The 25,082-nt window shown below is 29.2% G+C and carries 29 protein-coding genes and 1 tRNA gene; 25 read left to right on the top strand and 5 right to left on the bottom strand.

Annotated elements, in window-relative coordinates; genetic code table 11:
* The first annotated feature begins 34 nt into the window (after nucleotides 1–34).
* Entirely contained in the window at nucleotides 35–832 is a 798-nt protein-coding gene (locus tag OXH55_RS09170; RefSeq protein WP_268049616.1) for an N-acetylmuramoyl-L-alanine amidase, read from the top strand.
* Nucleotides 833–860: 28 nt separating this feature from the next.
* On the opposite strand, the gene brnQ is transcribed toward OXH55_RS09170, so the two are convergent.
* Nucleotides 861–2,186 (bottom strand): branched-chain amino acid transport system II carrier protein, encoded by a 1,326-nt coding sequence (gene brnQ / locus OXH55_RS09165; RefSeq protein ID WP_268049615.1) that lies wholly within the window; start codon nucleotides 2,184–2,186, stop codon nucleotides 861–863.
* 144 nt (nucleotides 2,187–2,330) lie between these two features.
* On the opposite strand from brnQ, the gene OXH55_RS09160 reads away from it, so the two are divergent.
* From OXH55_RS09160 to OXH55_RS09100, 13 genes are all read left to right on the top strand, one after another.
* Entirely contained in the window at nucleotides 2,331–3,545 is a 1,215-nt protein-coding gene (locus OXH55_RS09160; protein ID WP_268049614.1) for a DNA polymerase Y family protein, read from the top strand.
* Between the two features lie 49 nt (nucleotides 3,546–3,594).
* Entirely contained in the window at nucleotides 3,595–4,071 is a 477-nt protein-coding gene (locus OXH55_RS09155; protein ID WP_268049613.1) for a ferritin-like domain-containing protein, read from the top strand.
* Between the two features lie 148 nt (nucleotides 4,072–4,219).
* A complete protein-coding gene (locus OXH55_RS09150) occupies nucleotides 4,220–4,381 on the top strand; it encodes a hypothetical protein (protein ID WP_268049612.1) in 162 nt (53 codons plus the stop codon).
* Between the two features lie 188 nt (nucleotides 4,382–4,569).
* Nucleotides 4,570–4,803, top strand: coding sequence for a hypothetical protein (locus OXH55_RS09145; RefSeq protein ID WP_268049611.1), 234 nt, complete (start codon nucleotides 4,570–4,572; stop codon nucleotides 4,801–4,803).
* Between the two features lie 58 nt (nucleotides 4,804–4,861).
* Complete coding sequence (locus OXH55_RS09140) at nucleotides 4,862–5,503, top strand: YidC/Oxa1 family membrane protein insertase (protein ID WP_268049610.1); 642 nt, start codon at nucleotides 4,862–4,864, stop codon at nucleotides 5,501–5,503.
* Between the two features lie 177 nt (nucleotides 5,504–5,680).
* Nucleotides 5,681–7,225 carry an FGGY-family carbohydrate kinase gene (locus OXH55_RS09135; protein ID WP_268049609.1) on the top strand — a complete coding sequence of 515 codons (1,545 nt, stop codon included), beginning with the start codon at nucleotides 5,681–5,683 and terminating at the stop codon, nucleotides 7,223–7,225.
* A 22-nt stretch (nucleotides 7,226–7,247) separates the two neighbouring features.
* On the top strand, nucleotides 7,248–7,892 hold the full coding sequence (locus OXH55_RS09130) for a class II aldolase/adducin family protein (RefSeq protein ID WP_268049608.1): 645 nt from the start codon (nucleotides 7,248–7,250) through the stop codon (nucleotides 7,890–7,892).
* On the top strand, nucleotides 7,882–8,967 hold the full coding sequence (locus tag OXH55_RS09125; protein WP_268049607.1) for a 2-hydroxyacid dehydrogenase: 1,086 nt from the start codon (nucleotides 7,882–7,884) through the stop codon (nucleotides 8,965–8,967). The genes OXH55_RS09130 and OXH55_RS09125 overlap by 11 nt, the downstream gene beginning before the upstream one ends.
* A 19-nt stretch (nucleotides 8,968–8,986) precedes the next feature.
* On the top strand, nucleotides 8,987–10,174 hold the full coding sequence (locus OXH55_RS09120) for a trans-sulfuration enzyme family protein (RefSeq protein ID WP_268049606.1): 1,188 nt from the start codon (nucleotides 8,987–8,989) through the stop codon (nucleotides 10,172–10,174).
* Nucleotides 10,175–10,241: 67 nt separating this feature from the next.
* The gene (locus tag OXH55_RS09115; protein WP_268049605.1) at nucleotides 10,242–11,558 is read left to right on the top strand and encodes a Na+/H+ antiporter NhaC family protein; all 1,317 of its coding nucleotides are present in this window, start codon (nucleotides 10,242–10,244) and stop codon (nucleotides 11,556–11,558) included.
* Nucleotides 11,559–11,691: 133 nt separating this feature from the next.
* Nucleotides 11,692–12,357 carry a deoxynucleoside kinase gene (locus tag OXH55_RS09110; RefSeq protein ID WP_268049604.1) on the top strand — a complete coding sequence of 222 codons (666 nt, stop codon included), beginning with the start codon at nucleotides 11,692–11,694 and terminating at the stop codon, nucleotides 12,355–12,357.
* Nucleotides 12,358–12,451: 94 nt separating this feature from the next.
* Nucleotides 12,452–13,075 (top strand): hypothetical protein, encoded by a 624-nt coding sequence (locus tag OXH55_RS09105; RefSeq protein WP_268049603.1) that lies wholly within the window; start codon nucleotides 12,452–12,454, stop codon nucleotides 13,073–13,075.
* A 36-nt stretch (nucleotides 13,076–13,111) separates the two neighbouring features.
* Nucleotides 13,112–13,555 carry a hypothetical protein gene (locus OXH55_RS09100; protein WP_268049602.1) on the top strand — a complete coding sequence of 148 codons (444 nt, stop codon included), beginning with the start codon at nucleotides 13,112–13,114 and terminating at the stop codon, nucleotides 13,553–13,555.
* Nucleotides 13,556–13,594: 39 nt separating this feature from the next.
* Here OXH55_RS09100 and OXH55_RS09095 read toward each other — a convergent pair whose 3' ends face one another.
* Nucleotides 13,595–14,068 (bottom strand): flavodoxin family protein, encoded by a 474-nt coding sequence (locus OXH55_RS09095; RefSeq protein WP_268049601.1) that lies wholly within the window; start codon nucleotides 14,066–14,068, stop codon nucleotides 13,595–13,597.
* Between the two features lie 214 nt (nucleotides 14,069–14,282).
* Here OXH55_RS09095 and OXH55_RS09090 point away from each other — a divergent pair, with 214 nt between their 5' ends.
* A complete protein-coding gene (locus tag OXH55_RS09090; protein ID WP_268049600.1) occupies nucleotides 14,283–15,197 on the top strand; it encodes a ribonuclease Z in 915 nt (304 codons plus the stop codon).
* Nucleotides 15,198–15,258: 61 nt separating this feature from the next.
* Here OXH55_RS09090 and OXH55_RS09085 read toward each other — a convergent pair whose 3' ends face one another.
* Nucleotides 15,259–15,567, bottom strand: coding sequence for an ArsR/SmtB family transcription factor (locus OXH55_RS09085; RefSeq protein WP_268049599.1), 309 nt, complete (start codon nucleotides 15,565–15,567; stop codon nucleotides 15,259–15,261).
* A gap of 189 nt (nucleotides 15,568–15,756) precedes the next feature.
* Here OXH55_RS09085 and OXH55_RS09080 point away from each other — a divergent pair, with 189 nt between their 5' ends.
* From OXH55_RS09080 to OXH55_RS09045, 8 genes are all read left to right on the top strand, one after another.
* The gene (locus OXH55_RS09080; RefSeq protein ID WP_268049598.1) at nucleotides 15,757–15,939 is read left to right on the top strand and encodes a hypothetical protein; all 183 of its coding nucleotides are present in this window, start codon (nucleotides 15,757–15,759) and stop codon (nucleotides 15,937–15,939) included.
* Between the two features lie 75 nt (nucleotides 15,940–16,014).
* A complete protein-coding gene (locus OXH55_RS09075) occupies nucleotides 16,015–16,203 on the top strand; it encodes a hypothetical protein (RefSeq protein ID WP_268049597.1) in 189 nt (62 codons plus the stop codon).
* A 42-nt stretch (nucleotides 16,204–16,245) separates the two neighbouring features.
* A complete protein-coding gene (locus tag OXH55_RS09070; protein WP_268049596.1) occupies nucleotides 16,246–16,383 on the top strand; it encodes a hypothetical protein in 138 nt (45 codons plus the stop codon).
* 100 nt (nucleotides 16,384–16,483) lie between these two features.
* Nucleotides 16,484–17,563 (top strand): M24 family metallopeptidase, encoded by a 1,080-nt coding sequence (locus OXH55_RS09065; protein ID WP_268049595.1) that lies wholly within the window; start codon nucleotides 16,484–16,486, stop codon nucleotides 17,561–17,563.
* Nucleotides 17,564–17,728: 165 nt separating this feature from the next.
* The gene (locus OXH55_RS09060; protein WP_268049594.1) at nucleotides 17,729–17,983 is read left to right on the top strand and encodes a hypothetical protein; all 255 of its coding nucleotides are present in this window, start codon (nucleotides 17,729–17,731) and stop codon (nucleotides 17,981–17,983) included.
* A 44-nt stretch (nucleotides 17,984–18,027) separates the two neighbouring features.
* A complete protein-coding gene (locus tag OXH55_RS09055) occupies nucleotides 18,028–18,330 on the top strand; it encodes a hypothetical protein (RefSeq protein ID WP_268049593.1) in 303 nt (100 codons plus the stop codon).
* 206 nt (nucleotides 18,331–18,536) lie between these two features.
* Nucleotides 18,537–19,010 carry a hypothetical protein gene (locus tag OXH55_RS09050; RefSeq protein WP_268049592.1) on the top strand — a complete coding sequence of 158 codons (474 nt, stop codon included), beginning with the start codon at nucleotides 18,537–18,539 and terminating at the stop codon, nucleotides 19,008–19,010.
* Nucleotides 19,011–19,072: 62 nt separating this feature from the next.
* Nucleotides 19,073–19,699, top strand: a complete 627-nt coding sequence (locus tag OXH55_RS09045; protein WP_268049591.1) for a hypothetical protein — start codon at nucleotides 19,073–19,075, stop codon at nucleotides 19,697–19,699.
* A gap of 281 nt (nucleotides 19,700–19,980) precedes the next feature.
* Here OXH55_RS09045 and OXH55_RS09040 read toward each other — a convergent pair.
* A tRNA-Leu gene (locus OXH55_RS09040) sits at nucleotides 19,981–20,067 on the bottom strand.
* A gap of 171 nt (nucleotides 20,068–20,238) precedes the next feature.
* On the opposite strand from OXH55_RS09040, the gene OXH55_RS09035 reads away from it, so the two are divergent.
* A complete protein-coding gene (locus OXH55_RS09035) occupies nucleotides 20,239–21,387 on the top strand; it encodes a YibE/F family protein (protein WP_268049590.1) in 1,149 nt (382 codons plus the stop codon).
* 40 nt (nucleotides 21,388–21,427) lie between these two features.
* Here OXH55_RS09035 and OXH55_RS09030 read toward each other — a convergent pair whose 3' ends face one another.
* Complete coding sequence (locus OXH55_RS09030) at nucleotides 21,428–22,222, bottom strand: TIGR00266 family protein (RefSeq protein ID WP_268049589.1); 795 nt, start codon at nucleotides 22,220–22,222, stop codon at nucleotides 21,428–21,430.
* Nucleotides 22,223–22,433: 211 nt separating this feature from the next.
* Between OXH55_RS09030 and polA the strand changes: the two genes are divergently transcribed.
* The gene (polA, locus tag OXH55_RS09025) at nucleotides 22,434–25,082 is read left to right on the top strand and encodes a DNA polymerase I (RefSeq protein ID WP_268049588.1); all 2,649 of its coding nucleotides are present in this window, start codon (nucleotides 22,434–22,436) and stop codon (nucleotides 25,080–25,082) included.

The raw sequence follows: 25,082 nt of genomic DNA, 5'->3' as shown, positions 1-25,082 counted from the left end.
GGATTTTATTTCAAGATAAAATGGGGGGAGATATATGAAAATATTTATAGATCCAGGACATGGTGGAATAGATCCAGGTGCAACAGCTAATGGACTTTCAGAGAAAGATTTAGTCCTAGATATTTCTTTAAGGCAGAAACAATTATTTGAAACATTAGGTCATCAGGTTAAAATGTCGAGAACTACTGATAGATTCGTTAATTTAACAGTTAGAACAACAGAAGCTAACAAATGGGGAGCAGATATATTTATTTCAAATCATATCAATGCTGGTGGAGGAGTTGGAATAGAAGTATGGCATTCAATTTATGAGGGCAAGGGAAAGCAATATGCTATAAATGTAGAAAAAAATCTTAGTGGAATATTCAAATCAAGAGGAATAAAGAGTAAAGAAGGAAGATATGGAGATTATTTATATGTAATACGAGCTTCAGCTATGCCTGCAATACTTAATGAATTTGGATTTATTGATAATATAGAAGATGCACGGAAATTAAACAGAGCAGATGTAAGGCAAAAATGTGCTGAAGCTGTTGTTTACGGAATACTAGGACGAAAAGTATTGAACAACACTTCAGAACAAGCTTCAAAGACAGTTGCAAAACCAATAAAATCTCTTTCAAGAATATTAAAATATAATACTCCTATGATGAGAGGCCAAGATATAAAATTAGTGCAAAACAGATTAAACAAACTAGGATATAAAGCTGGGATAGAAGATGGTATTTTAGGAAGAAATACCGAAAGTGCTATACTATTATTTCAAAAAGTTAATGGATTAGTTGTAGATGGAATTGTTGGAAAGAATACTTGGGAAAAACTTATGGTATGATAAAAGAAAAGTGCGGTGCACTTTTCTTTTACGATGCTTTTTTATTTATATTATTTTTATCAAAATTTATATGTGTTTGGTTATTGTTTAAAACTATGTATGAAACTACAAAAGTTATTAAAGCAGGAATTATCCATACAAATCCTAGGTCTGCTAAAGGTATGGAATTTAATAGATTTTCTAAAAATACGATTTTAATGCCTAAAGAGTTTAATGTATTTATTAGAGAAATTATAAATGTTACATAGATTGTTATAGCTATAATCTTATTATTTTTAATCCATTTCTGCAGTAAGCTTGTTAAAATTAGAAGGATTACTATAGGGTATAGCACTTGTAAAATAGGACCTGCAAAAGCTACTATTGTGTCTACACCTTTAAGAGATATTATTATACTAGATATTGTTATTATAAAGACATTTATATTATAAGGTATTTTATTGTTTGAAATTTTTGTGAAGAATTTAGCACCTGTAGCAGTTAAACCAATAGAAGTAGTTAAACATGCAACTCCTACAGAAATACTTAGAGCAAAAGCACCAAAGTTTCCAAGAACACTTCTTGAAATTTCCATAACTAATTTTGTCTTAGTAATTTGGTTTCCGTATAAAGTAGCTGTTTGTGATCCTAAATATAAAAGTCCTCCATAAATAAAGCTTAATCCTATAACTGCAACAATACCAGATTTAATTGTTACAGAAGTAATTTCAGCATCTTCTTTATATCCTTTAGCTTTAACAGAAGATATTACTATTGAAGCAAAAATTACAGATGCCATTGCATCCATAGTTTGATAACCTTCTAATAAAGAATTGGAAAAAACATTTGTATATCCAGTATTAATAATGGGACCTATAGGAAAGATTATTCCTTTTATGATTATTGAAGATAACATAATTAAAAGGATAGGAGTTAAAAATTTACCTATATTATCAATTATAGAATTTGGTTTAAGTACAAAGCAAAGATTTATAAAAAAGTATATCAGTATAGCTGTAATGGGCTTTATTGACGGAAATAAAGGTTGTATACTTAATTCAAAGGTTGTAGCAGCTGTTCTAGGTATTGCAAGCATTGGCCCAATTGCAAGCATAAGAGCAGTGGTTGTAATAATAGCAAAGGGTTTACTTACTTTACCAGCCATATTTTCAAAACTTCCGCCACTCTTTACACAAGCTAAAATACCGAGCAGGGGAAGACCAACTCCTGTTATTATAAATCCTACTGAAGACAATAAATAGGCTGAACCAACTGATTTTCCAAGTGAAGGAGGAAAAATCAAATTACCGGCTCCAAAAAACATTGCAAATAATGCAAATCCTATTATTGCGAAATCTTTCAATCTTTTGTTCATAACTAGCCTCCTCATATTAGTAAATACCAATAAAATAATAGCATGAATTAACCTATATCTTCAAATACAAAATTTAGTCATTGAAAACGAACATATGTTTGAGTATAATAATTATGAGAGTTATGGAAAAGGAAGGAAGATAAAATGAAAAATAAAGAAAAAAGAATCATTTTTCATATAGATACTAACTCGGCCTTTTTATCTTGGGAAGCAGTACATAGATTAAAGATGGGAAAAGAAGTTGATTTAAGAAAGATACCATCAGTTGTCGGTGGTAATAGAGAAAAAAGACATGGAGTTGTTTTAGCTAAATCAATTCCTGCTAAAAAATATAATATTAATACAGGAGAGCCTATAGTAAGAGCTCTAGAAAAGTGTCCTAGCTTAGAAATTGTTCCACCTAATTTTGATATCTACATAAAATATAGTAAAGAGATGGTTAACATATTAAAAGAATATTCTCCTTGTGTTCAAAGATATTCTATAGATGAGTGTTTCTTAGACTATACTGGAATGTATAATATATATGGAGAACCTATACAAATGGCTAATAAGATAAAGGATAGGATTAAGAATGAACTAGGATTTACAGTTAATATTGGTGTAGGTAGCAATAAATTATTAGCAAAAATGGCTTCCGATTTTGAAAAGCCTGATAAGGTTCACACATTGTTTGAAAATGAAGTTAAGAAAAAAATGTGGCCGTTATCTATTGAAAAACTTTTCATGGTAGGTAGAGCTACAGCTTCTAAGCTTAAAGGTCTAAATATAAATACAATTGGTGATTTGGCAAGGTATGATTTAGAAATACTTCAATATAAATTTAAAAAGTATGGAACACTTATATGGAAATATGCAAATGGTATTGATGAATCGGAAGTGGATGAAAGAAAGTATATTAAAATGAAAGGAATAGGCAACTCTACAACTCTACCTTATGATATAAAGGAGAAAGAAGTTGCATATGAAATTTTAATATCTTTAGTGGAAACGGTATCTATGAGACTAAGAGATTCAAAAAATCTATGTAGTTCTGTTGCTGTTAGTATAAAAAATAGTTCTTTTAAAAGTTATTCTCACCAGCGAAAGCTAGATTATCATACTAATTCAACAGATAGAATATTAGAAGTTACAAAAGAACTTTTTGATGAAATGTGGAAAGGTGATCCTATTAGACTTTTGGGAGTAAGAGTTGGGTATTTATGCAGTGATAAAGTAACACAAGTTTCTATCTTTGATAAAGAAAATATAGAAAAAAATGCAGTTTTGGATAGAACTATTGATGAGTTTAGAATTAGATATGGAAAAAAATCTGTTATAAGGTCAAGGTTTTTAAAAATAAATAAAAGAATAAAATAACTTACATTACACACTATAATAGTAGTAAAAAACTATTGGAGGTAATAATATGAATGTAAGTTTAACTCAAAAAGAAACAATGCTTTTACAAGATCAGAAAAGTCATGAGGAGTTATGCATTGAGAAATATACAGAATATGCAAACAAAGCTAGTGATCCTCAACTTAAGCAAATATTCACTAGTAATGCAAATCAAGAGAAACAACATTTAGATAGTATTAATCAATTATTGAATGGTCAACTTCCAGATTTAAATGCACAGGGAGGACAGCAAGCGAATAACCAACCTATGGAACAAAATCAAAATATGCAGGAAGCTGGAATGTCTGCTGCATCTGATGTGCAGATGTGTGAAGATATTTTGATGACAGAGAAGTATGTTTCATCAGCTTATGATACATCAATATTTGAGTTTAGAGATACAAATATTAGGGATGTATTAAATCATATTCAAAAAGAAGAACAAAAACATGGAGAGTCTGTATATCAATATATGGAAAGTAAGGGTATGTATAATCCACAGTAGTTATATGTTGTATGCAGCAGTTTGAAAGAGATGGTTAGTCAGCCATCTTTTTTTTATTACAGAAAATATTTATAACTTAATATAAAAATATATTTTAAAAGATTGGTTAAAATATTAGAGTAAGTTCTAATATTAAGGAGGAAATAAAATGGCAAAAAGAAAAAAGCAAAAAGCAGAAGGTAACAATAGAGGAGCTGAAAAAAGACAGAGAGAATTACAAAAGGTTAATATGGAGGCTGCTGGAGAATTTGCATTAGAAGATCAAAAGAAACAGGCGGGATTTGGAAATCCTAAAAACCAAAAAAAATAGTAAGAAACAAGTTTGTAAAAGCTAGTGGAGTTTTAATATTCCACTAGCTTTTTTAGATAACTTATGTCAAGTTGCATAAATAGGATAATAGTAATATAATATATAATTATATATATATTATGTTATTAAGAACAATAATAGTATATTATTAACAATAATTAGGTTGCTCAATAAAATAGGAGAAATTTATGATTAAATTTGATATTATCAATTCAATATATATACTTTTGATAGTAAGTTTTTTTATGGTGGCTTTTTCATGTATTAGATGTACTATAAAAGAATTTAAGAATAAACTATTTGGTTGTAAAAGTATAAAAAACAATGCTATTACAATTATTGGATATTTGAGGAAACTTGTAATTAAAGATTATCTGTCCTATGAAAAATATGAGATATGGAGATTTTGTGTAGAGAAATAATTAGTGAAAATAATTTATATATCTAAAAGACATATGAGAATGTAAAGGAGAAGATTATATGAACGTTATTTTCACAATATTTAATGACTTATTAAATGTATTATTCAATATCTCAGGAGACTATGGAATAGCTATAATTCTTTTAACTATATTGGTAAGAACTATGCTTCTTCCAATAGCCATAAAACAAAGAAAAAGTTTAAAGAAACAGCAGGAACTTTCAAAAAAAGTTCACCAGCTTAAAGAAAAATATAATCAGAATAAAGAGAAATTGAATGAGGAACTTCAGAAATTGTATATGAGTAATTCATCAAGTATATTAGGATGTTTACCAATGATACTTCAGATACCAGTTATGTATTCGCTATATAAGGTTTTCTCAACCATGGCAGTAGAAGTGGGAACAAAAGTTATACCTTGGGTTTCAACATTGAAGATTTCAGATCCATATTTTATATTACCTATAGCAGCGGCTCTTATTCAATTGCTGCCTAATATTCTTTCTACTTTAGGAATATTAAAGAATATTGGGGGAGGAAAGCTTTCATTAGGAAATGTAATAATGATTGGAGCAGTTAGTGTTTTATTTTTAGCAAGAGCTCCTATAGCTGTTGGTATATATTTTATAACAACAAGTTTATATTCTACAGTAGAGCAAATAGGATATTCAATATATACGAATAAAAAATGTATAGCTTAATTTAATAAAAAATCTTTAGATTGTTAAACTTTAGCAATCTAAAGATTTTTTTTATTGATAATTATTAATTGTGGGTAAGTGTAATTTAAAGAGAAAGGGATGAATAATAATAGATAAGACAACATTATAGCCAATAACATTTTAAATATTAACTAAAAAGATAAGGGAGGAGGAATGATGCAAGATAAATACTTAATGGGTATAGATGCAGGAACTTCAAATATAAAAGCTGTATTATTTGGAATAAATGGAGAAGAAAAATTTATTGTATCTAGAAAAAATAAAATTATAAAAAAATATAGGACTTGGACAGAACAGGATATGAATCTTTTATGGGAGAATTTTTGCAAAGTTATTAAAGAAATTATAGAAAAAAATAATATAGACTCTGCCTCAATATTGAGTATAGGAATTACTGGACAAGGAGAAGGATGTTGGCTTATAGATTCTAGAGGTAGCCCTGTAAGAAATGCTATTTTATGGAGTGATGCAAGAGCAGTTGGTATTGTTGAAAAAATAAAAGAAGATAAAGAAAAGTGGAATAGAATAAAAGAAATTACAGGCTCTTATGCTTTTTCAGGAGCTACATCTATAATTTTAAGATGGTTGAAGGAAAATGAATCAGAAAATTTAAAAAAGGCATATCATTGTTTATTTTGTAAAGACTGGCTTAGATTTAAGCTTACAGGTGATATATGTATAGATGTTACAGATGCATCAACATCAATATTGGATTTAAACAATAGTACAATTTCAGATGAAGTTATGGATGTATTAGAAATCAAAGAATATAGAAAGTTATTTAAAGATGTAGTTAAACCTTATGATTTTGCAGGTAAGATAAGCAAAGAAGCAGCAGAACTTACAGGATTATGTGAAGGAACAACTGTTGCTGCAGGAATGATGGATGTAGTAGCATCGGCAGTTGGAATTGGAGCTGTAAAAGAAGGCGATTGCTGTACAATACTTGGAACAACTTGCTGTAATGAAGTTGTAAGGTCATGTTATAAATCTAATATAAACAATTCTTCAGGCTTTGAATGTCATGCAGTAGACAAGTTATATTTAAATGTTATTGCATCTATGGCTGGAACACCTAACTTAGATTGGATTATAGATAACTTTTTTATAGAAGATAAAAGATTAGCACAAGAAAATAATAAAAACTTATATGAAATACTAGAAGAGAAAATAAAAAATGTGCCAGTTGGTTCAGGAGGAATTATTTATCATCCATATATAAGTACTGGTGGAGAAAGAGCACCTTTTTTTAATGCAAATGCTAGAGCTCAATTTTTTGGAATATCAAACAATGCAGATAGGTATTACCTGCTAAAAGCCGTATATGAAGGAATAGCTCTTTCAATCAAAGACTGTTTACAAGGAGTAGAAAGTTCTAGAAAAATATACTTAGGTGGTGGCGGCGCTAAAAGCTTTTATTGGGCTCAGATAATTTCAGATTGTACTGCATGTGAAGTAATAATTCCAAGTGGAAATGAATTCGCGGCTAAAGGAGCTGCTCTAGCAGCTGGTGTGCAAGTAGGTGTATATAACGATATTGCAGCAGCAGCATTAAATACTTTAAAGGTTAAAAGATGTTTTACTCCTAGAGATAATAATACAAAAATATATGAAAAGATATATAGACTTTATAGGATTTTAAGAGAAGTTGAATATGATTTATGGAATTTAAGGAAAGATATTTTTCATTTAGAATATTAAAAATATATTATGAGGTGATTTTATGAATAATTATATGGAAGAAAAACGAATGGTAATTGAAGCTGGAAAAACAATGTTAAACAGTGGTTTAACTGTAGGAACATGGGGAAACCTTAGTGTAAGAACTGCAGATGGGAAATACATAGTTATAACACCAAGTGGGGTAGATTATGAGAAAATTACTCCAGAAATGATGTCTTTAGTAGATATGGATGGCAAGCTAGTATCAGGTAAAAAACCTTCTATAGAAGCAGGTCTTCATTTAGGAATTTATAAAAAGAGAGAAGATGTAAATGCTGTAATTCATACACATTCTATTTATACTTGTGCAGTAGCAGCTACAAGAACAGATGTACCTGCAGTATTGGATGAAATGGCTCAAATAGTTGGTGGAGGAATAAAAACAGCTAAATATGGACTTCCAGGTTCACAAGAGCTTGCAAGTAATTGTGCAGAAGCATTAGGTGATAGAATGGCAGTTTTACTTGCAAATCATGGAGGAGTTTGTGTAGGCAAAGATTTAAAAGATGCATTTAAAATTACAAACGTAGTAGAAGTTTCACTTAAATCTTATTGTTTAGCAAAATCTATAGGAAATCCAGTAGCTTTAGATGATAAAGATGTTAATTTTATGAGAGACTTTTTTTTGAATTCATATGGAAAATAATTTAATAAATACAAAAACAATACAAATAAGAAGGGAGAATGTATTGAAAATATTAGTAACTGCTGAAATAAATCAAGAGTTATTAAAGGAATTGTATGAATTTGGTGAAATTACTATTGCTGGTTGGGGGAAGGAGCTTAGAAAGCTTGAAGAAGATGATATGATTCAGCTCTTAAAAGGAAAGGATATATTGATAACAAGTTATGATCCAATAACAAAAAAAGTAATTGATGAGTGTAAAGACTTAAAATTAATTGCTTGTACAAGAGCTAATCCAGTTAATATAGATATAAAAGCAGCTAAAGAGAGAAGTATACCAGTTATATATACACCAGGAAGAAATTCGGATTGCACAGCTGAATTTACAATAGCTTCTATGTTAAGCATATCAAGAAAAATTCCCATGGCATATAAGAGTCTTAAAGATGGAATGCACTTAGAAAATAAAAAAGTTAAAAATGAGATTAAAGAAGGTTTAAAAGAAGATGTAACTTGGGCTTTGGGAGCAGGAACACCTTATGTATTGTTTAAGGGAATACAGCTTAAAGGACATATTTTGGGGCTAATTGGATATGGAAGTATAGGAAAAAAAGTAGCAAATATTGCTAGAGCTTTTGGAATGAAGATATATGTATATGATCCATTATTATCTAGTGTAGAGATAAATGATAATGTTCAAGAAAAGGTTTCTTTAGATAAGCTTTTTAGAGAGTCTGATTTTATAAGTTGTCACTGTAAAGTAGATGAGAGTACAAGAGGACTTATAGGAAAAGATGAATTTGAGAAAATGAAAAAAACAGCATATTTTATAAATACATCAAGAGGAGCAATTGTTGATGAAGAAGCTTTAATAGAGGCTTTAAGAGAAGAAAAAATAGCAGGAGCTGCACTAGATGTATTTGCATCAGAACCTATATATAAAAATCATCCTTTTGTAATAGAACTTGATAATATAGTTATTACACCTCATTTAGCAGGAGCAACTTATGATGCAATAGATAATCATACGATCATGATAGTTGAAGATGTGAAAAGATTTATAAATGATGAAAAATTACTATATGAATATAGATAAAGCTAAGGGGGATTACAAAATGGCAAATATAGAAAAATGGGGAATGAATACAAAAGCAGTTCATGTGGGGTGTGAACCATGTACAGCAACAGGAGCATTAGTATCGCCTATATACCAAACATCAACTTATGCTTATGAAAGTACGGAAGAGGCAGGAAAAATATTTACAGGAGAAAAGTTTGGCTATCTTTATGGGAGAGATCATAGTCCTACTGAGATAGAACTTGAAGAGAAAATAGCTGCACTTGAAGGTGGAGAAGCTTGTAAAGTATTTGCATCAGGAATGGCAGCTATAGCAAATGCACATATGGCTCTTCTTAAGGCTGGAGACCATGTAATTTGTGGAGATGTAGTTTATGGAGGAACATATGGATTATTTGATAAGATGTTAAGACCTTTTGGCATTGATGTAACTTATGTAGATACTTCAAAAATTGAAGAGATTGGAAAAGCTTTGAAATCTAATACAAAAGTAGTGCATGTAGAAACTCCAGCAAATCCTACACTAAGAATAACAGATATAAGAAAAGTATCACAATTTTGTAAAGCACATAACTTAACTTTAGTAGTTGATAATACATTCATGACACCGTATCTGCAAAAACCTCTTAAGTTAGGAGCGGATATTGTTGTTCACAGTGCAACTAAATATTTAAATGGTCATGGAGACTGCATAGCAGGGGCTGTTGTCGGATCTAAGGGATTTATTACAAAAGGTTTGCATGAAGGAGTAACTAAAATTGGAGCCTTGGTTTCACCTTTTACATGTTTCCTAGTTAAACGTGGAATTCAAACTCTTCCTTTAAGAATGGAGCAGCATATAAAAAATGCAATGAAGGTTGCTGAATATTTAGAATCTCATCCAAAAGTAGAAAAAGTTTTTTATCCTGGACTTAAATCTTTCCCACAACATGAATTAGCTAAAAAACAAATGAAAGGCTTTGGAGCATTAATCTCATTTGAAGTTAAGAGAGGCTTAGATAAAGCTAGAGAACTATGTGACAACTTAGAAATGATAGAACTTGCAGTAAGTCTTGGTGATGTAGGAACACTTATAGAGCATCCAGCTTCTATGACTCATAAATCTTTACCACTAGAAGAAAGAAGAGCCAGCGGTATAACTGATGGATTAATAAGACTTTCAGTAGGTATAGAAAATACTGAGGATATTATAGCAGATTTAGAGCAGGCTTTTGCTAAAATGTAAAAATTAGATGTTTAACTATGAATTAATAATAATAAATAATTTATTAATTATATAGGGAGGAAATTTCATGTCAAATCAAAAGAAGTACAAGGGTAACCCAAAAGCTTTACTTCCATTGGTATTGTTTTTACTACTATTCATTGGTTCAGGTCTAATAAAGAAGGATTTTTATGCAATGCCAGTTAACCTTGCCTTTGTAATTGCTGGTATAGCAGCGTTAGTTATGAACAAGAAGTTAAAGCTTGAGGAAAAAGTTGACTTGTTTTGTGAAGGCGGAGGAGAGCCCAATATTATCTTAATGTGTATAATATTTATTTTAGCAGGTGCTTTTGCAGGTGTTGCAAGAGATATGGGAGCAGTAGATTCAACAGTTAATTTGGGCTTAACAATTTTACCACAAAATATTTTAATGGCTGGAGTATTTATTATTGGGTGTTTTATATCTATTTCCATAGGAACATCAATGGGGACTATAGTTGCTTTAACTCCAATAGCAGCGGGAATTTCACAGCAAACAGGTATTGCAATGGGAATATGCGTTGCAGCTGTTGTAGGTGGAGCTATGTTTGGTGATAACTTATCAATGATTTCAGATACTACAATATCAGCAGCTAGAACTCAAGGGTGTGAAATGAAAGATAAATTTAAGGCTAACTTTAAAATAGTTTTACCAGCAGCAATAGTAACTGCAATAATTCTTGCTGTTGTAACATCTGGAGGGCCTAGTGTAGCAGCAACTGAGCATCCTTATAATATTGTAAAGGTTTTACCATATCTTGCAGTATTAATTGCAGCTATAGCAGGAATGAATGTTATGGCAGTTTTAGTAGGTGGAACAATTTTTGCAGGTATAGTTGGTATGGCATATGGAGACTTTGACTTCTTTGGATTTATAGCATCAGCATCTAAAGGAATGATGGGTATGGAAGATTTAGCTATGATTGCTATATTAATAGGTGGATTAGTTGAAATTATAAAATTAAATGGTGGAATTGATTTCTTGATAGACTTTGTTGGTTCAAGAATTAAAAGTAAAAGGGGAGCTGAATTTGGAATAGCTTTCTTGGTTAGTTTAGTTGATATCTGTGTGGCAAATAATACTATTGCTATCATAATGACAGGACCTTTAGCAAAAGACATAGCTGATGAATATGATATTGAACCTAAGAGATCAGCTAGCTTATTGGATACTTTCTCATGTGCATTCCAGGGAATGATACCTTATAGTGGGCAATTATTAGCTGCATCAGGACTTGCTGCAATATCTCCTTTTGCAATCATGAAATATAACTTCTATCCATATTTAATGCTTGTTTGTGCAATTGCAGTAATAATAATTGCTCCATCTAGAGCAAAGAAAATAAATGCAAATACAGGTAAATAATATTCAATAATATAAATTAAAACACTCGTTAATGGGTGTTTTAATTTATGCAAATTGTTTAATTTTAAAGATGAAATTATGATATAATAATTGAGTACATATTAATACAAAGAGTAAACTAAGGAGTAATGTAATGAATTACAAAGATATACTAAAGAAAATTAATAGAAAGGGATGCTGGAACGTGATTGTAGTAGATGGAGTTGTAGGAGTTGGTAAGACAACTTTAATGAATATGTTAGTTGAAGAGTTAGGTTATAAAGCTTTTTTGGAGCCAGTTGTGGACAATCCTATATTGGACAAGTTCTATTATGATAGAGAAAGATATAGTTTTTCTCTTCAAATATTCTTCCTTAATAACAGATTTAGAATGATAAAGGAAGCTGCAAAAATGAATAATGCTATATTAGATAGAAGCATATATGGAGATTTGATTTTTGCAAAAATGCTTATGGAAAGTGGAGAAATGAGTAAAGAAGAGTACGGATTGTATGTTGATTTATTTGAAAACATGATTGAACACTGCCATGCTCCAAAACTTATGATATATTTAGAAACTTCTGTGGATGAAGCTATAAAAAAGATTAATAAAAGAGGAAGAGACTATGAGAAAATAGTTGAAAGAGATTATTGGCAAAGATTAAATAATCATTACAGTGAGTATTTTAACAGTTATAATATTTCACCAATATTAAAAATAAATGTAGATAATATGGATTTTCAAAATAATCCACAAGATAAAGAATACATATTTAATTTAATTTATAACAAATTAAAAGAGATAGAAAGCAATATTTAGGGAAAAAGCACACTATATACTTTAGAATATAGTGTGCTTTTTATAGGGGTTAGTGTAGAATAATGAAAACTAAAGAGGTGGATGAGGTAAAAGTATGAATAAATTTAATAAGTATAAGACTATGAAAAATGTTTTGTTGGCTATAGGTAGTATATTTTTTATAACATCCATTTTTGTTAGAGTAAGTGGTACATTAAAGAATTTAAAAAATAGTAATTCTAAATTACAAGAGGCAGAATATAAAGTGAAAAAACAAGTAGAATTTCAGCCAAAAATCTCACAGATGGATGAGAAAAAATATTACTCAGATTTTTATGATGTTTATGTAAAAATTTATGATGGGATGATTAACATTAATGAAGAATTACAAAATTATGCTAAAGATATAGAAAAAATTACGGACGGAAATAAAAAAGCTAAGAATATACTGGATAATAGAATAAAAGAATTAATTAACAGCAAGGATATGGTAGAAATAAAGAGTGCTAAGAATAATATAGATCAAGGTATGACGAAGTTAACTAATCCTCCAGAAAAATTTTTAAAAGCTTATAATTTATTGACATATTTTTATAAAGATTATATAGAATATTATGAAAGCTTAACAAAAGTGGAAGGCAGTTGTGATGAATATGCTGCAAAAATTAAAGAGATAGAAGATAGAATAATAAATTTGGGTAACAAAATAAATGATTTACAATTGAATAATGATAGTTAGTACTCTTTTGGGAATAGTAATAATGAGGTGATGCTAATGATTAAAAGAGCAGTAGTAACTTTGGTTATTGTACTTTTATCTTCTACAAATATTTACGCTCAAGGATATAGACACATTGAAATCTTTAGCATAAATCAGGATAAGGTGGTAAAGGTGGTCCAATCAACCTCTGAGATTCAGAAGTTGGCTGTAAATTATCTTGAAGGAATAGAAGGTGTATATGGTAAATTTGATCCTGTTCCCAGTAATGGATATGCTATTAAAATTCCTTTAGAATCTCCTGTAAAAATACAAGGGAGATGGCTAAATGCATTTGTAGATGAAGTCATTATTATATTTCCTGAACAGGAAGACCCATTTCTAATGATTTTCGAAAATGAAAATAGATTAGTTTGTTTTACATTTAAAGGCAATACAGATGCATTATTGAATAGTTTGGATTTTGAATTAAATACAACTTTTGAGCTTATATCCAATTGATATAGGCTCAAAAGTTATTTATGCTGTATAAATTTAATTTTAAAATTCTTCAACAAAGTTTTTTATCTTTTCTTTGTATTTTTCTGACTTCATATCTTTACTTGTAATTCCAAGAGTGCATACTGGCTTTTTTTTGCATGCTGATTTTAAATCTTCAAAAACTTTAAATTTTCCTTCACCACCTTGAGTAGCTACAAAGGCAACTTGTTTAAAGTTATCTTTAAAAGAGTTAATGTATGTTCTTATTGCGCAAGAAGTGTGGGATGCCCAAACAGGAGTAGCAAGTACTACAAGATCATAATTTGAAGGAGATATTTTAGGTGGAGTTATATCTGTTGTTCTACCTTTTGCTGCTTGATATCCTGATTTTAAGAATCCTATAATTCCAGATCTATTTGTTTTATCGTGGATTTCTTCAATATCACATTTTACAGTATCTTTTATTTCGTGGGCAACTTTTTTTGTTATTCCAGATCTAGAGTAAAAAACCACAAGAATTTTTTTGTTTCCCATAATGATGCCACCTTTACTTTATATATTATATTTAAATTATACATCCATTTAAGTATAATATACATGTTATTACCATGTTTAAAATAAATTATAGTTTTTCAATTATTACTATATATTTTGTTTTTTAAAAGTTGAAACTATTACAGAAATAATAACTAAAAATTAAAATAGTGATATAATAAAAAATTGAAATTAACTGAAAGAGGTAAGGAATATGATAAGAGTTTGTTTACTGGCATCAGGAGGAATGATGCCAATGCCTAATAGATATTTAAGTTCTATGCTGGTAAGTTGTAAAGGAAGCTTGTTACTTGTAGATTGTGGAGAAGGTACCCAAATTTTGTTAAAAAAATTAAAGTGGGGAATTAAGGCTATTGATGTAATTTGTATTACACATTATCATGCTGATCATACTGCAGGACTGCCTGGTCTTCTAAGCACTATTGGAAATTCAGGAAGGACAGAACCTATAACTATAATAGGACCTAAAGGACTAAAAGAAATAATAAAAGGTCTTACTGTTATTACTCCTGAGCTGCCTTTTAAACTTAATTTAATCGAAGTTTCAGATGAAGGGCTTAAAGATTATAAAGATAAAGAATATTATATAGGTGCAGTACCTGTTGAACATAGTTTAGAATGTATGGCTTATAGTATAGAAGTTAAACGAAATAGAAAGTTTGATAAAAATAAAGCTGAAAGTAAAAATATACCAAGGGAATTTTGGAGAATACTTCAAAAAGGTGAAACAGTACAGTGTGAAGATAAAATGTTTACTCCTGAAATGATCCTTGGAAAAGAAAGAAAAGGAATAAAAGTAAGCTATTGTACAGATACAAGACCAGTAGATAAGTTAATAGATTTTATAAGACAATCAGATTTGTTTATAGGAGAAGGAATGTATGGTGATGATGATTATCTTGAAAAAGCTAAAGAAAATTATCATATGCTTTTTTCAGAGTGTGCATATCTTGCAAAAGAGGCAGATGTTAAAGAACTATGGTTAACTCATTTTAGTCCTTCTATTAAAGACCCAGAAGAGTTTTTATATAAAGCTGAAGAAATATTTCCAAATTCAAAAATTGGAGAAGAGCTTATGATTAAAGAATTAAACTTTGAAAAAGATTAATAAATAGAAAAAAATAAAAAATGCTGATTTTGTTGGCATTTTTTATTTAAGAGTTATGAATTTATTTGTTGAATTTTAGAAGATCATCTGGGTTAAGAATACTAGATATTATTTTTTTTACATCCTCGTTTACTAGAGAATATATAACTTCTACACCGTTTCTGTTGCCTTCAATAATACCTTTTGATTTTAGAATTGCAAGATGCTGTGAAACAGTAGATTGAGGCATTTCTAAACAGTCCTGAATTTGTGTTACATTTAAGTTTTTTGATAGTAGTTTACAGACTATACATAATCTTGTAGGATGTCCTATTGTTTTAAAAATTTCAGCTAAATTTTTTAAATTTTCCTTATATTCATCTTTATTCAATGAAATCACCTTTCGATTTTAGTTTTACATATATAATATTAAATCCGATTACATAAATTTTAAGTATTAATAAATTTTTTGTCAAGTAAATCAAAGTATTAATGTAAGGTAAAAATATATTATGGCTTATCTTTATCAGAATAAAACTTGTACTAAAGGGAAAATTAAATAGGAGAGGAGAGGTGAAGTATGGCTAGAAGACGAAATAAAAATATTGGATTAAATCTTGGAGATTTACCAAGTAATTATGTCCTCAAATTAGAAGATAAGTTTATTTTAAATGAAGAAAAAATTCCGTTTACTTCATCCTATATTACAGATGATACAGATAATCAAAAAAGAATGGAAGAAACTTATGATATAAGAAATTAAAAGATATAGATTGAATCTTTTGTTAGTATAAGATTTTTTTATTTAGGAAATATTAAAGCTGAGAGGAGTGATATTATGCAATTAAACACTAAAGATATGATAAAACAAAAGTTACTAGATGTTCAAGAGAGTGTTAGAGATTATGAAGAATATGCTAAACAAGTAGATAACAGTGAAGTAAATAGAGTATTTAAAGATTTTGCAGAAGAATCAGCTATGCAAGCTCAAAAACTTCAACAACTACTTACAAAGTATGATAAATAATAAAATAATTTATTTAAATTAATCCCAGAAAGGGGAGTTAAAATGAGAAAGCCGATGCTTAAAGGTGAAGCTCATAAAAAAGGACAAAAACAGGATGGGATTAAGCCGGCAGATAGGCCAGCTAGAAGTAGAAAAAATGATCCTCAATATACAAATTTTCAAGGAGAGTCAATAGATTAAAGCAAAAAGGGTTGTAGTCAAAAGATTACAGCTCTTTTTATTTTGAAGGATTTATAAAATAGATGTAGAAATAATCTTTAAGACAAAGGAGGAGTAGAAAGTGAAAAATAAAAGATTAGAAAGAATTATATTTAATATGAAGGAAAATAATCTAGAGCAAATAATAATAACTTCCACTGCATCAATATTTTATATTACAGGGAAATGGATAGAACCAGGGGAAAGACTTTTAGCTTTGTACATAAATACTAAAGGCGATAAAAAATTATTCATAAATGAACTTTTCCCAATAAATGAAGATTTAGGAGTTGAATTGCAAATATACAGTGATTCAGAGGATCCAATAGAGTTATTAGCTTCTGAAGTAGAAGAAAATAAATCTTTGGGAATAGATAAAGAATGGCCATCACATTTTTTGATTAATCTTATGGGAAAGAAACAAGGAATTAAATTTGTAAATGGTTCACCTATAGTTGATAGGGTAAGAATGATAAAAGATAGTGAAGAAATCGACCTTATGAGAGAAGCTTCAAGAATCAATGATATAGCTATGAACGATTTGATAAGAAAAGTTATTCCTAAACAATATACAGAGAAGAAAGCTTGCAAATTGCTAGGAGATATATATGAAAAATATGGAACAGATAGTTTTTCATTTTATCCACTTATAGCCTATGGTTTTAATGCTGCAGAGCCTCATCACAGTTCAGATAATAGTAAATTAAAAGTTGGGGACAGTATAATTTTAGATATTGGTGGTAGAACAAATAATTATTGTTCAGATATGACTAGAACTGTATTTTATAAACAAGCTTCGGAAGAAAGTAAGAAGATATACAACATAGTATTAGAAGCTAATTTGAAAGCTATTCAGGCTGTGAAACCAGGTGTTAGGTTTTGTGACATAGATAGAACGGCTAGACAGGTTATAGAAAAAGCGGGATATGGAAAATACTTTACACATAGAACAGGGCATAATATTGGAATTGATGTTCATGAATTCCCAGATGTAGGTGGAGTAAATGAAATGTGTGTAGAAGAAGGTATGATTTTTTCAATTGAGCCAGGTATATATATTAACGAAAATCTTGGAGTGAGAATAGAAGATTTAGTAGTGGTAACTAAAGATGGATGTGAGGTTTTAAATAAATATCCAAAGGAACTGCAAATAATTGAATGAAAATCTAAAAAGGGATGGTGAAAGCCATCCTTTTTGTTTGTACAAATTTATTTTTAAATATATGGAGTTAAAAATTTTTGTTACTTAAATTTAAAATTATAGAATAAAAAAATCTTTATGTGAATATAAAAAATAAGGGGAAATTATAAGGGGGATAGGATTTATATGAAAAGCTTGTTTAATACAAGAGACATAAGCAAGTATATTAAGGATAATTATAACAAAATTTTTCTTGTGGATGGAGAAAAAGTAGAATTATTAAGGGATAACGTAAGAAAAGATTTACTCATTAAAGCAGATACTTTTTTAAAGGTAGGAGAAAATAAAGAATTTGTCAAGTACAAAATAATCGAAAGAATGATTGATAATAGAAATAATATTTTTTTGTTTGTTAAAAGAATAGAAATCATGGATCTTTAATTGTATTCTTACACATATAAGTATATAGGGGATAGGTGGAAAATATGAATGGGATAGGATTAATATTTTTATCTATGATTTGTGAATCTATATGGGAAACTATTAAATTGGCAGTTCCATATAAGCTACCTAAGTGGGGCGATAGACTTGGTGTAATTGCTCTAGGTATACTATTAACAACAGCAAGTGGGGTGGATTTGATGAGTATCATAGGAATGCCTTTAAGGACACCTTTTTTAGGATTAATACTTACAGGATTATTAATAAGTAGAGGCAGTAATTTTATGCATGACATTCTAAGTACTATAAATAATATGCAGCAGAATACTAAAATACAGAAAAAATAAAAGGGTATTGTTTTTATAAGAATATATAAAGAAGAATGAAGGGGTGTATGACATCTCTTCTTTTTTATTACTTAATTGTTTGGTATGTATTTAAATGGTATTATATGTATAGGGAGATTAAGCGGTATTTAATCTAAGAAAAATCATAATAAAATTAGTGATGTTTAGACAATGAACAAATTTCATATTAAAGGTGGATAAAAAAGATGGACAAACTTAGTAAAAAAGTATTTAGCGTAATATTTATATTATTAGCTATATATTTATATAGCTATCACATTAAGGAATATAGAATAGATGATATTGTTAAAATAGATTTTAACAATGCTGATAAGGTAGAAATTCAAACAAAAAATGAAAGGATTTTAGTCAAGAATAAAGAAAAGATAGAAGAGCTAAATACTTTTTTAAAGAAGTATAGATTCAAAAAAGTATTTGGAAAATCTTATAGTGAAAGTAGTAGAGAAGATTTTAAAGAGTATGGTTATTATTTTATTGACATAACAAAGGGCACGAGATTAATACATATAACTATTAATATGAGGACTGCTATCTATGTAACTGTTTATGATAAACAATTAGATAGTTTTATATATAGAATCAGTAATGGGGAAATGGATTATGAATTTCTAAGAAAATATTATGAAACTCTAAGGAATTCTGGAGGGCATAAGGTGTGAAAAGATACAAGCATATAGCAATAGTTGAATATGATTTATGACAAAATATATGAGGTGCAAATATGTTTAAAAAGAAAAAAACAAAGAAAACTCAATTGGAAGAATGTTTAGAAGAATTTAATAAATATATTCATAGTGAAGATAAAACTAAAGAATATATGGGATTAAGTGAAGTGTATACTCAAATAAAAGAGTGCTATACTGAAAAAATTAAAAACAATCAAATAGATATAAAAATAGAAAAGATACAGCTTGAGAAAAGGTTAGGAAGATATAATGGAGCAGCTTCTAATTATGATATTATGCTTTTTATTTCAATTATTGCTGCTATGTTTTCCTTATATTTTAACGTATATTTTAATGCAGTAAAAGTTTGGAATTTTAAAGAAAATATTTGGGTTTCTACTATATTTCTTGTAGTACTTACTCTGATTATTATAAAAGCTTTTTCAAAAGATATTGATAAAGATAAACCTAAAGATATAATGTACCATATATCTTTAAAAGTTTTAAAAGATATAGAGGAAGAGCAAATCAAAAAAGAAAAAATGGAAAATATTAAACAGTACATAGATAAAAGAAATATATTAGAATCTTTTATAAAACTGGCTATTGGAGAAGTAGCAGCTACAAAATTAATTAAAGATGGTGTTGTGAAAAAACTATTTAATAGGTATTTAAAAAGATAGTATTTATTATTTTGTTGGGATTATTGAAAATCTTAAATCGAATATTAGGAATTGAAAACATAAATATTTAGAAATAAAACTTCTTAAGAATTTTAGAACTTAAGAAGTTTTGCTTTTTATAGAAAACATTTCTTGAAAAATAAGTGCTAAATAGAAGAGCTATTTTAATATGTTACTAAGAATTTTAATTTATTTTATTTTTTGGAGGACATTAGGAGGACATAGACACGAAAAAAGGACTTTGGATAAAACATCCAAAGTCCTTAACCCATTGATACTCTTGGTGCCGAAGGCGGGACTTGAACCCGCACGCTGTTGCCAGCGACGGATTTTGAGTCCGTTGCGTCTGCCAATTCCACCACTTCGGCATGGAACGTATATTATAATATCATGATATATATAATGTGTCAAGGGTTTTATAATAAATTTTGGGCAAATTTCACAAAAATAATTTATAAACTACTTACATGGTAAATATTTACAAATAATTACATATGAGTTAAAATTAATTAAAGACAGTATAAAGGAGGGATAGGGAGTTGTTTTCTAAAGAAAAAATAAAATTTTTTATTTGTGTATTATCATTAATTTTTTTTCTCAATGGGGTAACAGTTTTAGCAGATGAAATTGACAATAGTAAATCAATAGATGGAATTAAAGCTACCGTTACAGATATAATAACTACTAATGAAAAAAACATTAGTAAAGCAGAAAACGAAGGAGGAATAAAAGAACAACAAGTTAAGGTGCTCATAAATACAGGAAATCATAAAGGGGAAAGTATCATAATTTTAAATTCTGTAGATACTTCCATGTCAAATGATTTTTTATTACATAAAGGAGATGAAATATTAATTTCTATAGAGGAGACAGACGGTAATATAGTAAAAGCTTATATGTACGAATATGCAAGAGATAAATATTTATTATATTTAGTTTTGGGTTTTGTGGTTTTAATGATATTAATTGGAGGGATTAAAGGGCTTAAATCTATTTTTACTTTAGGAGTAACAGTACTAGCAATTTTAAAGTTACTTCCAACATTATTACTTAGAGGATATGATCCTATAAAGACTTCTGTAGTAATGTCTGTAGGTATTATCATCTTTACATTGTTAGTTGTAAGTGGAAGTAACAGAAAAACAGTTGCTTCAATTATTGGGACAAGTTGTGGAGTAGCAATAGCAGGAGTAATAGCGAAAATAGTAGGAGATTTAACTAAGCTTAGTGGTTATGGGACAGAAGAAAGTCAAATGCTAATGTATATTCCACAAAATATTAAATTTGACTATAAAGGACTTTTATTTGCAGCAATTTTAATGGGAGCATTAGGAGCTATAATGGATATTAGTATGTCTATTGCTTCTGCAATGAATGAAATAGATGATGCCAATCCTAATATTAGCACAGCTTCACTTATGAAGGCAGGAATGAGTGTTGGGCATGATATCATGGGAACTATGTCAAATACACTGATTCTAGCATATGTAGGAGCTTCACTGCAATCTGTAATATTATTGATAGCATATAAGGTTTCTTTTATTGACATAATCAATCAAAATATTATTGCAACAGAAGTTGTAAGGGCTTTGTCAGGAAGTATAGGATTAATAGCTTCTATACCAATAACTGTTTTAGCTTCAGGAATGTTAAGAAAAAGAGAAATAGAAAAGAGCTTAGACATATGAAAAAAAGGTCCAATGGACCTTTTTATACATATAATAAAATCTATTCTCCATCAAAAATGTCGCCAAGAAGTCCCAAAGCACTACCTTCTCCAACTCGTTTTCCAGCAGTTTGAGGAGCTGCAGCAAAAATTCTATCAGCGAGTCTGCTGAATGGAAGAGATTGAACCCATACAGAACCAGGTCCTCTTACAGTTGCAAAGAATAAACCTTCTCCGCCGAAAAATGCAGATTTTACTCCACCTACAAATTCAATATCATAGTGTACATCTTTTGTCATAGCAACAAGGCATCCAGTGTCAATTTTTAATGTTTCACCTGGCATTAAATTTTTCTTTATTATCGTACCTCCAGCATGGACAAATGCCATCCCATCTCCTTCTAATTTTTGAAGGATAAAGCCTTCACCACCAAAGAAACCTACACCAAGTTTTCGTTTAAAATCTATTCCTACAGAAACTCCTTTTGCAGCACATAGGAATGCATCTTTTTGACATATTATTTTTCCGTCAAGTTCACTTAAGTCCATAGGTATGATTTTACCAGGATAAGGTGAAGCAAAGCTTACATGCTGCTTTCCATGGCCTCCATTTGTAAATACAGTCATAAACAAACTTTCACCTGTAAGAATTCTTTTGCCTGCACCAAAAAGCTTGTTCATAAATCCGCCGCCGCTTTGCTTAGATCCATCACCAAAAATTGTATCCATTTGAATACTTGATGACATCATCATCATTGCTCCAGCTTCAGCTATAACACTTTCATTTGGATCTAATTCAATTTCTACAAATTGCATATCATCTCCGTATAATTTATAGTCAATATCATGTGCACTCATATTATCTCCTCCTACTTAAATATATTAATATTCTAGCAGATGTATATAAAGCATATCAATTTATATTATATGCTTTTGTAGAATATAATAATTAATTATGAAAGTATTATTTAACTATTTTTGTTGATATAAATGTTCAAAATGAGTAAACTAGATATAGTAAGGTTACAAAGGAATGATTTGAATATGTAACTTAATTATGGAGGTATTTATGAATAGAAAAAGATTATTGATATTAGATGGGCACAGCCTTATGTATAGAGCGTTTTTTGCACTACCACAATTTACAAATTCAGAGGGAATTCACACAAATGCAATATATGGTTTTGTAAAGATGCTTTTAAAAATGAAGGAAGAAATAAATCCTGATTACATAGTAACTGCTTTTGATAAAAAAGCGCCTACTTTTAGACATAAAGAATTTGAAGAATATAAGGCTGGCAGAGAAAAAATGCCATCAGAACTTAACGAGCAATTTCCAATAGTTAAAGAGTTATTAGAAAAGCTTGCTATAAATATATTTGAAATAGATGGGTTTGAGGCGGATGATTTAATAGGAACCCTTTCTGTATTTGCAGAAGAGAAGGACATAGAAGTTTATATTGTTACAGGAGATAAAGATGCTCTTCAACTTGCAACGGACAATGTAAAGGTAGTTATTAATAAAAAAGGAATGAGTGAAAAGGAAATTTACGATAAAAATAGGATGATAGAAGAGCAGGGAGTTACTCCAAAACAATTTATTGACGTAAAAGGGTTAATGGGAGATAAATCCGATAATATACCTGGAGTTCCTGGAATAGGAGTTAAGACTGCATATAAGCTTATTAAGGAATATGGAAGTGTAGAGAATGTGCTTCAGAACATAGATAATATTAGCGGAAAGAAGATGAAAGAAAACTTAAAAGAGTATAGTGAACAGGCTATTTTTAGTAAAAAGCTTGCAACTATAATGACAGATGTCCCTATAGATATTGATCTTGACGAGATAAAATCTAAAGAAGCGTATGATATTGATGGAGTAAAACAATTATTTGAAAAACTTCAATTTAAATCTCTTTTAGATAAGTTTAAGGATGAATCGGGGGAAGAACAACAGGATAGTGACAATGGAGTAGAAGAGGAAATTGAAGATATAAAAGTTGATTTTGAAAATATTAAAACATTAGAAGAGTTATCTAATTTATTAGAAGATATTCATGAAAAGATTTATTTTAAATTTGAATTTTTAGATCAAAGTACATATTCAAAGGTTAGATTTGATAAGATATACATAAGGTTAAATGAAAAAGTATATATTGTTTATGTAGATGAAATATATAATGAAAATAGAGATGAAACAGTAGAACTTTTAAGTAAGATATTCCAAGATGAAACAATAGAAAAGGTATGTCATGATGTGAAAATGGCTTATGTAGTTTTAAATAAGTATAACATACAAGTTAAAGGAATTAAGTTTGATACAAAAATTGCTGCATACTTAATACAACCTGCTAGCAAAGACTACATATTAAAAGAGATGATAGAAGCTAAATTGAAAAAATCTATTACAGGTGATGAAGAAGAAATAAAGGTAAAAGAGACTTATTACATTAAATCAATTTATGAAGAATTAGAAAAAGAAATAAAAAACCTTCATATGGAAGAATTATTATACGAAATAGAGCTTCCGCTTGTAGAAATTTTAGCTTCGATGGAGTGTAAGGGATTTAAGGTAGATAGAGATAAACTTGTTGAACTTGGAAAGAAATTCAAAATAGAAATAGAGTCTTTAGAAAAAGAAATATATGAATTTGCTGATGAAGAATTTAATATAAAATCTCCAAAGCAATTAGGTAAAATTCTTTTTGAAAAGTTAGATTTACCTGTAATTAAAAAGACAAAAACAGGATATTCAACTAATGCGGAAGTTCTTGAAAAGCTAGAAGATAAACACCCTATAATTTCTAAAATTATTGAATACAGACAAATTACTAAGCTTAATTCAACTTATGTAGAAGGATTAAAAAATGTAATTGATGAAGATGGAAAAATACATTCTAGTTTCAATCAAACAGTAACCACTACAGGAAGATTATCTAGTACAGAACCAAATCTTCAGAATATACCTATAAAATATGAAATGGGAAGAGAAATTAGAAAGGTATTTGTGCCTAACAATGAAAAATCATTACTATTTTCTGCGGACTATTCTCAAATTGAACTTAGAGTTCTTGCACATATTGCAGACGATGAGAATTTAATAGATGCTTTTAAACATCATAGTGATATTCATACCAAAACTGCTTCAGAGGTTTTTAAAGTACCTATGGAAGAGGTTACATCGCTAATGAGAAGTAATGCAAAAGCAGTAAACTTTGGTATAGTATATGGTATAGGTGCCTTTAGTCTAGCCAAAGATATAAAGGTTTCAAGAAAAGAAGCTAAGCAATATATAGACGCTTATTTTGAAAGATATCCTAAGGTTAAAGAGTTTATAAATAATATCATAAATAAGGCAGAGAAAGATGGTTTTGTTACTACTATAATGAATAGAAGAAGATTTATATCAGAAATTCAATCTAAAAATAAAATTATTAAATCACTTGGAGAAAGACTTGCTATGAATACTCCTATCCAAGGAAGTGCTGCTGATATTATTAAACTTGCTATGATAAATGTTTATAAGGAACTTAAAAATAGAAATTTAAAAACTACGCTTATACTTCAAGTACATGATGAATTAATTCTAAATGTTTATGAAGACGAACTTGAAGAGGTTAAAAATATTGTTAAAGATAAAATGGAGAATGTTATAGAACTATCTGTACCTTTGGATGTAGATATGAATACTGGACAAAATTGGTATGAAGCAAAATAA

It is taken from the genome of Clostridium ganghwense, from assembly GCF_026735165.1.
Taxonomy (GTDB): Bacteria; Bacillota; Clostridia; order Clostridiales; family Clostridiaceae; genus Clostridium_H; species Clostridium_H ganghwense.
Note: the sequence above shows the minus strand (reverse complement) of the source record. Positions and strands in the feature narration are given on the sequence as shown.